Here is an 11961-nt window from a genome sequence, read left to right as displayed (position 1 = left end):
GGCCTGTCCGAATAGCGCAAGCGCCTTGCAGGGCTTGCGCTATTCTTGCGTCCATGACGCGACGACTTGCTCAGGTAGCGAAAAAGGTTGGGGTCAGCGAGGCCACGGTCAGCCGGGTGCTCAACGGCAAGCAAGGAGTGTCCGAGGCGACCAGGCAGTCGGTGCTGACCGCCCTGGACGTGCTGGGCTACGAGCGCCCGACCCAACTGCGCGGGGAACGGGCGCGGCTGGTCGGGCTGGTGCTGCCGGAGTTGCAGAACCCGATCTTCCCGGCGTTCGCCGAGGTCATCGGCAGCGCGCTGGCGCAGCAGGGGCTGACCCCCGTGCTGTGCACGCAGACCAAGGGGGGCGTCTCGGAGGCGGACTACGTCGACCTCCTGCTCCAGCAGCAGGTCTCCGGTGTGGTGTTCGCCGGAGGCCTGTTCGCGCAGGCCGACGCCCCGCACGAGCACTACCGGCTGCTGGCCGAGCGGCAGATCCCCGTGGTGCTGATGAACGCCTCCATCGCGGGACTCGACTTCCCGTGCGTGGCCTGTGACGACGCGGTGGCGGTCGAGCAGTCGTGGCGGCACCTGGAGTCGCTGGGCCACGAGCGGATCGGCCTGGTGCTCGGCCCCGCCGACCACATGCCCTCCCGGCGCCGGCTGAAGGCCGCCGAGCAGGCCGCGGGCGGCACGCTGCCGCAGGAGTTCGTGGAGCGGTCGATGTTCTCGCTGGAGGGCGGCCAGGCGGCCGCCACCCAGCTGTTGGAGCGCGGCGCGACCGGCATCGTGTGCGCGAGCGACCCGCTGGCCCTCGGGGCGGTGCGGGCCGCCCGCCGGCTGGGCCTGCGGGTGCCGAGGGACGTCTCCGTGGTCGGTTACGACGACTCGGCGTTCATGACGTGCACCGAACCGCCGCTGACCACGGTCCGCCAGCCGATCGAGGCGATGGGGCGGGCGGCCGTCGAGCTGCTGATCCTCCAGATCCAGGGCCGCGACGTACCGCACAGCGAGCTGCTCTTCGACCCCGAACTGGTGGTCAGGGGTTCCACCGCACAGCCCTCCGGGGTGACGGCGGCCCCGAAGTAGAACCTTTGAAGGGCCCTCTGGAGGTCACGATTTAACGCCGCTCTGCTCCTGAACTCCAGCTGTCTGTCAATCAATTACGAAAACTGCGCGAAATCTTGCGCCCACATGTTCGCGGTGGTTGAGTGAGCGGCGCCCCACAACGCATCGGCGGTGGGGCGCCTTCCACGTTCATGCCCGAAGGGGTCCACCCATGAGAAGTGCTCGGTTCCGTCGCGCCCGCACCGCAAGCGCACTGACGCTCGTCTCCGCCCTGACGCTCACCGCCCTCTCCGCCTGCGGCACGAGCAGCAGCAACGACGGGGACACCGGTTCCCAGGGCAGCGGGAACTCCGACCCCGCCGCCCCGCTGGACCCGAAGACCAAGGTCACGCTCACCATCGACTGCATGCCTCCGACGGCCAAGGCGGCCGAGCTGAAGGAGTGGAAGGAGGACGTCGCCGCGTTCAACAAGACGTACCCGAACATCACCATCCAGGGCCGCTCCACCGCCGGCCAGTGCCTGGAGCCCCCGCGCTTCACCGCCATGCTCAAGGCCAAGTCCCAGCCCGACGTGTTCTACACGTACTTCACCGACCTGCCCCAGGTGCTCGACAACGACGGCGCCCAGGACATCTCCGCGTACGTCACCGACAAGACGGTGCCGTTGCTGAAGGACATCGACCCCGACGTCCTCAACTCCCTCAAGCAGGACGGCAAGTTGTACGGACTGCCGACCAGTAACTACCGGATGGGGCTGCTGGTCAACCGCAAGCTCTTCCAGCAGGCGGGCCTCAACCCCGACACCCCGCCCCGCACCTGGGACGAGGTGAGGTCCGCCGCCAAGAAGATCGCCGGCCTCGGCAACGGCGTCGCGGGCTTCGGCGAGTACAGCGCGGGCAACACCGGTGGCTGGCACTTCACCGCGCAGATGTTCAGCATCGGCGGCGAAGTCGTCGACGCGAGCGGCAAGAAGGCGGCGTTCAACAACGACCTGGGCAAGCAGGTCGCCACCAACCTGCACGCGATGCGCTGGCAGGACGACAGCATGGGCAAGACTCAGCTGCTGAAGTGGGGCGACCTCCAGAAGCAGATCGCCACCGACAAGCTCGGCATGTTCCTCGCCGCGCCCGACGACATCGCGTACATGGTCCAGCAACTGGGCGCGAAGTACGAGAACTTCGGGATGGGCCCGATACCCGGCGAGAAGAGCACCCTGGCCGGCGGCAACAGCTACATGGTGAAGAAGGGCATCTCCGCCGACAAGGTCAAGGCGGCCGTCGCCTGGCTCAACTTCAAGAACCTCACCGTCGGCAAGGGCCAGTTCGACTGGTCCCGCACCAAGGCGGACAACCTCCCCGTCGGCGTACCGCAGCCGAACTTCTGGCTGAACGCCTCCAAGACCAAGGATGACGCGGCCCGCGTCCAGCACGCCACCATGCCGATCGCCAACTTCAAGGCGTACATGGACAACCCGGTCGCCGGCAAGACCGAGCCACCCAAGGCGCAGGAGGTCTACAAGGTCCTCGACGACGTGATGTCCGGCCTCCTCACCAACAAGGACGCCGACATCGCCAAGCTGCTCGCCACCGCCGAGACCCAGGTCAACCAGGTACTCGCCACCCAGTGACCGCCCCTCGGGCGGGGACGGGCCGCACCCCCGTCCCCGCCGCCTCCCCGCGCACGTACACACACCCCGCGCGCACGTACGGAGCGCACGCACAACAGAACGCACCCGAGGAGCACCCATGCCGGCCCCCAGCACCATCCCCCTGGAGAAGCCCCGCACTCCCGCGCCCCACCCGCAACGGCCCCGGCGCGCGGACGGCGACGGCCGCCTCGCCAGGAGCCTGCGCCGCAACCTCACCGCGCACGGCTTCCTGATCGGCGCGGTGCTCTGCTTCGCGGTGTTCTCCTGGTACCCGATGATCCGGGAGTTCCTGCTGGCCTTCCAGAAGACCGAGAACGGCACGGTCACCTGGGTCGGCCTGGACAACCTCCGCACCGTCTTCCAGGACCCGGCGTTCTGGCAGGCCTGGCGCAACACCCTGCTGTTCACCGCGCTGGCCCTGCTGCTCGGCTTCGTGGTGCCGTTCCTCGTCGCGATCACCATCAACGAGTTCCGGCACGGCAAGGGCTATCTGCGGCTGCTGGTCTATCTGCCGGTGATGCTGCCGCCCGTCGCCTCGGTCCTGCTCTTCAAGTACCTGTACGACCCGGGCTACGGCCTCCTCAACGAACTCTTCGCCTTCCTCGGCATCCCCGCCCAGCAGTGGCTCCAGGACCCGGACCTCTCGATGCTCGCCGTCGTGGTCGCCTCCACCTGGATGAACATGGGCGGCGCCACCCTCATCTACCTCGCCGCGCTCCAGGGCATCCCCGGCGAGCTCTACGAGGCGGCCGAGCTGGACGGCGCGGGCATCCTCCGCAAGATCTGGCACGTCACCGTCCCGCAGACCCGGCTCATCCTGTCGCTGATGCTGCTGATGCAGGTCATCGCCACCATGCAGGTCTTCGTCGAGCCCTTCCTGCTGACCGGCGGCGCCGGCCCCGAGGGCTCCACCACCACCGTCGTGCACCTCATCTACCAGTACGCCTTCAACTTCAACAACTACGGCGCCGCCGCGGCCCTCGGCCTGCTGCTGCTCGTACTCCTCGCCGGATTCTCGGCGGCGTACGTGAAACTCAGCCGCGCCGAGGACGAGTAGGGACCGGAGAGACCGCCATGTCCACACGCACGCTCATCTCGCCCGCCCAACTCGCCAGGCCCCGTGGGAAGTTGCTCTACTGGGTGACGTTCGCCGTCGTGATCGGCGGCTTCACCCTGGTCTTCCTCGGCCCGCTGTACTGGCTCGTCTCCAGCGGCTTCAAGGACCCGCAGGAAGTCATCCAGACCCCGCCCACGCTGGTCCCGCACTCCTTCGAGGCGGCCAACTACACCCGTGCCTGGGAGGTCATGGACCTCGCCACCCTGCTCTTCAACACCCTCTACTACGCCTTCGGCGCGCTCGCCTTCCAGCTCGTCCTGGACGTCGCCGCCGCCTACTCGCTCTCCAAGCTCCGGCCGATCTTCGGCAAGGCCGTCCTCGGCATGATGCTGGCGACACTGATGATCCCGGCCACGGTCCTGGTGGTACCGCAGTACCTGACCGTCCTCGACGTGCCCGTCGTGGAACGCAACCTGCTCAACTCGCCCTGGGCGATCTGGCTGCCGTCGGTCACCAACGCCTTCAACATCTTCCTGCTGAAGCGCTTCTTCGACTCCATCCCCGGGGAACTCCTCGACGCCGCCTCCATCGACGGCGCCGGCCCGATGCGCACCCTGCGCTCGATCGTCCTGCCGATCTCCCGGCCGATCCTCGGCGTGGTGTCCATCTTCGCGGTGGTGGGCGTCTGGAAGGACTTCCTCTGGCCGCTGCTCACCCTGCCCGACCCTTCGAAACAGACCCTCAACGTCGGCATCTACTCACTGTCCAACGGGGTCCCGGTCAACGTACTGATCGCCGCCCTCACCATCGCGTCGATCCCGACCCTCCTGATCTTCCTGATCTTCCAGCGGAACATCATGAGCGGCCTCACGGCAGGCGGCCTCAAGGGCTGAGCCCCGCCCGCCCTGCCCGCCCGCCCTGCCCGCCCGCCCCGCCCCCCCCCAGACCTCCGCAGCGGGATCCGACCTGCCCGAAAGGACCTTCACGTGGCTGAGCCCCGCCCGCCCCGCCCCGCCCACTGGTGGCGCGACGCCGTCATCTACCAGGTGTACCCGCGCAGCTTCGCCGACGGCGACGGCGACGGCACCGGGGACCTCGCGGGGGTCCGGGCCCGACTCCCGTACCTCGCCGAACTCGGCGTCGACGCGGTCTGGTTCACCCCCTGGTACGTCTCCCCGCTGGTCGACGGCGGTTACGACGTCGCCGACTACCGCACCGTCGACCCCGCCTTCGGCACCCTCGCCGAGGCCGAGAAGCTGATCGCCGAAGCACACGGACTCGGCATCCGGACGATCGTGGACATCGTCCCCAACCACGTCTCCGACCAGCACACCTGGTTCCGGGCCGCACTCGCGGCGGGCCCCGGCAGCCCCGAGCGCGAGCTCTTCCACTTCCGCCCCGGACGCGGTGAGCGCGGCGAACTCCCGCCCAACGACTGGCCCTCCCAGTTCGCGGGACCCACCTGGACCCGCGTACCCGACGGCGAGTGGTACCTGCACCTGTTCGCCCCCGAGCAGCCCGACCTCAACTGGGCCCACCCGGCCGTCCGCCAGGAGCACGAGGACGTGCTGCGCTTCTGGTTCGAGCGAGGAGTGGCAGGGGTACGGATCGACTCCGCCGCCCTCCTCGCCAAGGACCCGGCACTGCCCGACTTCGTCGAGGGCGTCGACCCCCACCCGTACATCGACCAGGACGAACTGCACGACATCTACCGTGCCTGGCGCAGGATCGCCGACGAGTACGACGGCGTGTTCGTCGGCGAGGTCTGGCTCCCCGACGCCGAGCGGTTCGCCCGCTATCTGCGCCCCGACGAACTCCACACCGCCTTCAACTTCAGCTTCCTCGCCTGCCCCTGGGACGCGGACCGGCTGCGCCGCTCGATCGACGACACACTCGCCGAGCACGCCCCCGTCGGCGCCCCCGCCACCTGGGTGCTGTGCAACCACGACGTGACCCGCACCGTCACCCGCTACGGCCGCAGCGACACCTCGTTCGACTTCGCCACCAAGACCTACCGCACCCCCACCGACCTGGCCCTCGGCACCCGCCGCGCCCGCGCCGCCGCCCTGCTGACGCTGGCCCTCCCCGGCTCGGCGTACCTCTACCAGGGCGAGGAACTCGGCCTCCCGGAAGCCGAGATCCCCCGCGACCGCATCCAGGACCCCATGCACTTCCGCTCCCAGGGCACCGACCCCGGCAGGGACGGCTGCCGGGTCCCCCTGCCCTGGGCGGCCGACGCCCCGTACTGCGGCTTCGGCTCCACCGTCGAGCCCTGGCTGCCCCAGCCCGAGGGCTGGCCGGCCTACGCGGTCGACCGGCAGAGCGCCGCCCCCGACTCCATGCTCACCCTCTACCGCGAGGCCCTGCGCCTGCGCCGCACCGAACCCGGCCTCGGCGACGGCCCCCTGAGCTGGCTCCCCACCCCACCCGGAACCCTCGCCTTCGCCCGCCCCGGCAACCTCCTGTGCCTGGTCAACCTGGCCGAGTCCGCACTGGAACTGCCCGCCCATCACACGGTCCTCCTGAGCAGTGCCCCGCTCGACTCCCGGGGCCGGCTACCGCGGGACACCGCCATCTGGCTGCGCGGCCGCGCCGTGGACGGGACGAGCTCACCCGAGGCCCGCCCGCTCACGCTTCCCGGAGAAGTGCTTGAACAGGAAGAAGTAGAGCCTTATGTACTGTCCGACGAGGATGCCGTTGATGAGGGTGCCCTCCCGGATGAAGTGCGGTGAGCCGAGGGAGACCAGACCGACCGCCGCCGAGGTCACCAGCAACGTGCAGTCGAAGGCCGTCTTGATGTTGCCCCACTTCCAGCCCGTTCGCTTGAAGATGGTGTGCACGAACATGTCGATCGGCATCAGCACCAGATTGGCGCGGATCATCAGGAACAGGCCGAATGCCAGCGTCGCGTCCGCGAAAACCAGGAGCAGGAACTTCGCGGCGTAGGCATCCACCACGATCCAGTGCGTCAGCTTCAGATTCAGGTCGAGGAACGTGGCCAGCGCGAAGGCCGGGACCAACGACAGGAAGTTCTTGAGCCTGAAGGCCTTCGGCATGACCAGATAGGTCAGCAGAAGCATGATGAGTTCGAGGACGAAGTTGAACGTCCCCTGACTCATCGAGGGGAACACCAGGGTCATGGTGCGGGTGAGGCTGCTCTGCGGTGAGATTCCGATACTGGCCTTGATGGCCAGGCTGACACCCAGCGTCAGCAGGTAGATACCGACGGCATAGGTGATCCACCGCCGCACCAGGCTCCCGGTATCAACGACTCCGATTTCTTCTTCGTGCTGCGACACGGGCTTCTCCTCTGACTACTGACCGGATGGGAGGCGTTCGTCAGACCATGAATCCGAAGCGGTCGAGCGAGATGAAGAGCGTCAGCAGCTTGTTGACGACAGGTTCGCCCTCGTTGCGATTGCCCAGCTTCTCCAGCGCCGCGTCGATCTCCCGGGTCGCGGTGACCAGCTCGGACAGCTCCATATCGGCCATGACACCGTAGATGTCCAGGGCCAGTTGGGCCTTCGTCCGCCGGTCCTCGGTCACCAGACAGCCACCCACGGAGGCGTCCAGCCGCTGGAGGTTGGCACGCATCTCGGCACTGTCGGTGCCGACGACCACGAAATAGGCGAAGGGCGCCGGCCAGAACGTCGAGACCGCACCGCGGTCGATCGACACACCCTTGAACAACCCGTTGACCACATGGCGCTCACCCTCCGCATAGCGCTGCACGACCGAGATCCGGTTCAGCGCGACGCCGTCCACCTCGGGCACGACCCGCCCGTCCCGGAACGGAACCCACACCTCCTGGGCGAACTTGAGGTGGCCGCGCCCGTAGACGTCGAAGAGCAGCACCTTGGCCCGGGTCCCGTCGTCCGAGACCTCGATCGGGGTGAGGTCCAACTGCTCGGGTGCCAGATCGGCGAGACCCGGCCGGGGCTCCTTCACCATGCCCGAGTAGTCCAGGTCGACGGCCTTGAGGAGCTTGCGGTCCTGGGCGACGAGCTCGCCGCCCTTGAAGACGTACCGCGGATTGATCCTGGAAAGGCTGTCGGTCAGTACGATGTCGGCGAACCGGCCGGGGGCGAGGGAGCCGAACTCGTCGTCCATGCCGAAGGACCTGGCGGCGTACAGCGTGCCCATCTTGATCGCCTGGATCGGGTTCATCCCCATCTCGACGGCCAGCGAGATCACCCAGTCGATGTGCCCCCTCTTCAGGACCCGGTCGACCGAAATGTTGTCCGCGCAGAGCTGGAAGTTCTCGGCCGGCCAACGGCGCTTCACCAGCGCGCGCAGCATGGTCCTGATCACCTCGGGACTGCCCACCCCGAACTTGATCTGGGTCCGCATGCCGTACCGGACGCTTTTCTCGATGTCGTCCTCGTTCCAGACATCGTGATTGTTGTGGGCGCCGATCGCCGGCATGTAGTTCAGCAGCATGTCCGAAAGTGCCGTCACCCCCCAATGGCTGTTCACCCAGCCACCGTTGGCGCGTCCCAGGGCGGACCTGCGGAAGTCGTCGTCGTTGCCCGTCATGTACGACAGGTGGGCGAGTTCGCCCAGCCCGATCACCGGGTCCATCTTCAGCATGGCCTCGGTCACCTCGACCGACGTCTTCTTCCCGGGCGCGAACGCGTATATCCGGTACGGCAGTTCCTGGTAGTCCTTGAACAGGGCGTGGGCCGCCTCGATCGCTTCGTCACCGGCCGCACTCGCGAAATCCAGGGTCTCGGCGAAAATGGTCGTCGTACCGCTCGGAACGATCGCCTCCCCGAACGCCGCCGGGTGGGCCAACTGCGCGTCGAAGTGCAGATGTGCGTCGATCAGCCCGGGAATGGCGTACAGCCCCTGCCCGTCGAACACCTCACGGGCCTGCACGATCGACTCATCGGGATCCAGCGCGATGATGCGCTGCCCGTGGACGAGTATCGACCCCTGGAAGACCGTCTCGCTGTGCACATCCAGAACGTTCAGATTCCGCAGCAGCAGATCGGCCGTCCGCTCCCCTTGCAGAATGCCGAAAATCGTCCGGACGTACTCGTCGTGAACGGGCACGGATTGAGTGGTGCCGGCCTGACTCGTCGCCTCTTGCTTGATCATGAATTCCTCGCCCCATCGCTGTCCGCTGCCAACTGCCCGGCTGGGCGCGGCAGTCGCTGCTGTGCGCTGAGGACATGGAATTGCAGGCGGCCGTTGCTGACAAGCAGCCGTTTTCGCACGGACCGTTCTCTTTTTGCGCACGGTCAGGTTGTGTACGGTCCGGACCGGGAGGCCGTCATGCTTCACTCACGTTTGCTGCGGTACATCGACGAAGTGGCCCGCTGCGGGTCCATCCGGGCGGCGGGGGCGAGGCTCCACGTCGCACCGTCGGCCATCAACAGGCAACTGCTGCTCCTGGAGAAGGAGCTCGGCGAGGAGCTGTTCGAGCGCATGCCGCGCGGCATGCGGCTGACCCCGGCCGGCGAGGTCCTCCTGGCGCACGCGCGCAGGACCATGCAGGACTACCGCGAGGCCGTGGCCACGATGCGCGACCTGCACGCGCAGCCGAGCGGGGAGGTGGTGATCGCCACCATGACCGGCCTGGCCAGTGGGCTCGTCGCTGCCGCCACGGCCAGCTTCTCCGCCCGGTACCCCGAGGTCCGGATCTCGATCCGGGCGATGTCCGGCCACGACATCCTGCGGGCCGTGCTGAACGGCGAAGCCGATCTCGGACTGGGCTTCAACGTCCCGTCATCCCTCCAGCTGGAGATCTGCTGGCAGCTGGCCACCCGGCTCGGTGCGGTCCTCGCGCCGACGCACCCGCTGGCCTCGATGGAGTCCATTCCGCTGGCTCATTGCGCGGCCCACCCGCTCATCTTCGCCGACCGGTCCATGGTGATCCACGGAATCATCGCGGACACCTTCAGCGAAGCCGGAATCACAGTGGAACCCGCGTTTCGCACCAACTCCATCGAAACAATGAAGCGGCTCGCCGTCTTTGGCGACGCCATCGCCTTTCTCAGCAAATTCGACATGGCCGAAGAGCGGAACAGCGGAGTTCTGGTATTCCGCCCGGTTCGCGACCGGGCCTTCAGCAACAACATCCTTTCCCTGGTCCGCCGCGAAAAGCACGGCCACGGCCTGGCCGGACTGCTGTTCGCCGAGGAGGTCATCGGAACGCTGGAGTCCGTGGTCACCCATCCGCTCGCATGAGACAGGTCGCTTCGGACAGGTCGCTTGACACGGCTCGCATGAGACAGCTCGTACAGGGCAGCCCGTACGAGACAGTTCGCGGATTTCCATTCGCACATATGCATCGCGCCCCATGGCCGCAGCAGGAGGAAGGACGGAGCCAAGTGACCCTCGCCGACGGAGTGTTCGCCTGTGCGGGAGTGGGGGCGCTGCTCGCGGCGATGCTGCCGCGTGTGGTGGCCGGGCGGCCGGTGTCGCTGCCGCTGATCTTCCTGGTGGGCGGCTTCTGCGTGTATCTGCTTCCCCTGCCGCTGCCGGTGATCGACCCGGTGGAGGACCGGCGGCTGACCGAGCACTTCACCGAGACCGGCGTGGTCATCGCGCTGATGGGGGCGGGCCTGGCACTCAACAGGCCGGTGGGGTGGCGCCGTTGGGGGACCACCTGGCGCCTGCTCGGACTCACGATGCCTCTGACCGTGCTGGCCACCGCGCTGGTGGCGTGGTGGCTGCTGGACTGGCCGCCGGCCGCCGCCCTGCTGCTCGCGGCCGTCCTCGCGCCGACCGATCCGGTGCTCGCCTCCGAGGTGCGGGTGGGGGAGCCCACGGCGGAGGAGCACGACGAGGACGAGGTCCGGTTCGCCCTGACCAGCGAGGCGGGCCTCAACGACGGACTCGCCTTCCCGCTGGTCTACGCGGCGGTGGCCCTGGCCGTCGCCGCGGGCGCCGGCTGGTCGGCCGGCTGGGTGGGCGCCTGGGCGGTGGAGGATGTCGCCGTCAAGGGCGTCGTCGGCGTGGTGGGCGGGCTGCTGATCGGACGACTCCTCGGCTGGCTCTTCTTCCGCCCCCGTTCGTCGGTCCTGCGGCTGTCCGCGCACCGCGAGGGATTCGTCGCGATCGGTGCCACCTTCCTCGCGTACGGGACCACCGAACTGGCCGGCGGCTACGGCTTCCTCGCCGTGTTCATCACCGCCTGCACGATCCGGTCCGCGGAGCGTGCACACGGGTACCACAACGTGCTGCACGACTTCGTGGAGCAGGTCGAGCGCCTGTTCACCGCGGCGGTGCTGTTCCTGCTCGGCGCCTTCCTCGCGACGGGCGGTCTCGCCGCGCTGACCTGGCAGGGCGCGCTCACCGCGCTGGCCGTCCTGCTGGTGATCAGGCCGCTGACCGGCTGGGCGGGCCTGCTCGGCGGCGGACTGCGGGGACGGGAACGCTGGGTGGTCGCGGGGTACGGGATCCGCGGCATCGGCTCGCTGTACTACCTGGCGTATGCGCTGGGCCAGACCGAATTTCCCGTACCGCCGGACGAGTTGTGGGCGGTGGTGACCTTCACCGTGCTGATATCGGTGGTCCTGCACGGCATCACCTCGGGCCCGGTGGTCGCCCGCCTCGACCGCAGGCGCGACACGGAGCCGGTGGAGGGTGCAGCCGGGCCTGTGCGGGAAGAAGGCGTGCCCGTACGGGAAGAAGACGTGCCCGGACGGGAACAGGGGGAACCCCGCCCTTCCCGCTAGGGCCTGTGCGAGGCCGCGATCAGCAAGGGGCTTCGAGGAGGTCGTCGATCCGGATCATCGCAGCGCGGGGGTGATTCCCGGTCAGCGGCGGCCGGCGGAGAGGACGACGAGGAACTGGCCGCCGCCCGGCTCGATGCCGGCGGTCACCGGCAGCCCAGGGACCAGTCGGGAGAACCGGTCCACCACCCAGTCCGCCGCCTCCTGGGCGTCCCGCCTGGTCGGACAACGGCCCACCATCTCGCGGCCTCCCTTGCGCTCCAGCCTCGCGGCAACGGTGATCAGCGGCGCGGGTTCGACCACGTACAGGCGGTCCGGCCAGGCGATGACCACCTTGACCGCGCCCTTGCGGGAGTTGCACCCGCGGTGCGCGAGCCGCTCGACGACCTTGGCCTTCCGGTCGGCGGTCCGGCTGTCCACGCTCGGCCCCCGCGCGTCGTTCACCGACTCGTCGGGGTCGACCGGTTCGTCGCATACCCAGCACTGCCAGCCGTCGCGCGCGGCCACATCATCAAGGAGACTCAC

At 68.3% G+C, this 11961-nt stretch carries 9 protein-coding genes and 1 pseudogene; 7 read left to right on the top strand and 3 right to left on the bottom strand.

Features of this window, described 5'->3' with window-relative positions; genetic code table 11:
• The first annotated feature begins 53 nt into the window (after nucleotides 1-53).
• From ACIA73_RS01810 to ACIA73_RS01790, 5 genes and pseudogenes are all read left to right on the top strand, one after another.
• Nucleotides 54-1070: a LacI family DNA-binding transcriptional regulator gene (locus tag ACIA73_RS01810; protein WP_399436246.1), complete on the top strand. Its 1017-nt coding sequence runs from the start codon at nucleotides 54-56 to the stop codon at nucleotides 1068-1070.
• A 190-nt stretch (nucleotides 1071-1260) separates the two neighbouring features.
• The gene (locus ACIA73_RS01805) at nucleotides 1261-2676 is read left to right on the top strand and encodes an ABC transporter substrate-binding protein (protein WP_399436245.1); all 1416 of its coding nucleotides are present in this window, start codon (nucleotides 1261-1263) and stop codon (nucleotides 2674-2676) included.
• 118 nt (nucleotides 2677-2794) lie between these two features.
• Nucleotides 2795-3754, top strand: a complete 960-nt coding sequence (locus ACIA73_RS01800; RefSeq protein ID WP_399436244.1) for a carbohydrate ABC transporter permease — start codon at nucleotides 2795-2797, stop codon at nucleotides 3752-3754.
• Nucleotides 3755-3771: 17 nt separating this feature from the next.
• Nucleotides 3772-4647, top strand: a complete 876-nt coding sequence (locus tag ACIA73_RS01795) for a carbohydrate ABC transporter permease (RefSeq protein WP_399436243.1) — start codon at nucleotides 3772-3774, stop codon at nucleotides 4645-4647.
• A gap of 93 nt (nucleotides 4648-4740) precedes the next feature.
• Nucleotides 4741-6339 (top strand): annotated as a pseudogene (locus tag ACIA73_RS01790) (alpha-amylase family glycosyl hydrolase); the annotation flags it as partial.
• A 24-nt stretch (nucleotides 6340-6363) separates the two neighbouring features.
• Here the strand turns inward: ACIA73_RS01790 and ACIA73_RS01785 are convergent.
• Together ACIA73_RS01785 and ACIA73_RS01780 are read right to left on the bottom strand one after the other, a co-directional pair.
• On the bottom strand, nucleotides 6364-7053 hold the full coding sequence (locus ACIA73_RS01785) for a YitT family protein (RefSeq protein WP_399436242.1): 690 nt from the start codon (nucleotides 7051-7053) through the stop codon (nucleotides 6364-6366).
• Between the two features lie 40 nt (nucleotides 7054-7093).
• Nucleotides 7094-8854, bottom strand: a complete 1761-nt coding sequence (locus ACIA73_RS01780) for an adenine deaminase C-terminal domain-containing protein (RefSeq protein WP_399436241.1) — start codon at nucleotides 8852-8854, stop codon at nucleotides 7094-7096.
• A gap of 177 nt (nucleotides 8855-9031) precedes the next feature.
• Between ACIA73_RS01780 and ACIA73_RS01775 the strand changes: the two genes are divergently transcribed.
• Complete coding sequence (locus tag ACIA73_RS01775; RefSeq protein WP_399436240.1) at nucleotides 9032-9946, top strand: LysR family transcriptional regulator; 915 nt, start codon at nucleotides 9032-9034, stop codon at nucleotides 9944-9946.
• Nucleotides 9947-10089: 143 nt separating this feature from the next.
• Nucleotides 10090-11439: a cation:proton antiporter gene (locus ACIA73_RS01770; protein WP_399436239.1), complete on the top strand. Its 1350-nt coding sequence runs from the start codon at nucleotides 10090-10092 to the stop codon at nucleotides 11437-11439.
• A gap of 81 nt (nucleotides 11440-11520) precedes the next feature.
• On the opposite strand, the gene ACIA73_RS01765 is transcribed toward ACIA73_RS01770, so the two are convergent.
• Nucleotides 11521-11961, bottom strand: a complete 441-nt coding sequence (locus tag ACIA73_RS01765) for a hypothetical protein (RefSeq protein ID WP_399436238.1) — start codon at nucleotides 11959-11961, stop codon at nucleotides 11521-11523.

This window comes from Streptomyces sp. NPDC051561 (assembly GCF_044454195.1).
Classification (GTDB): domain Bacteria; phylum Actinomycetota; class Actinomycetes; order Streptomycetales; family Streptomycetaceae; genus Streptomyces.
The sequence above is the reverse complement of the archived record's forward strand: the minus strand, read 5'-3'. Positions and strand labels throughout refer to the sequence as shown.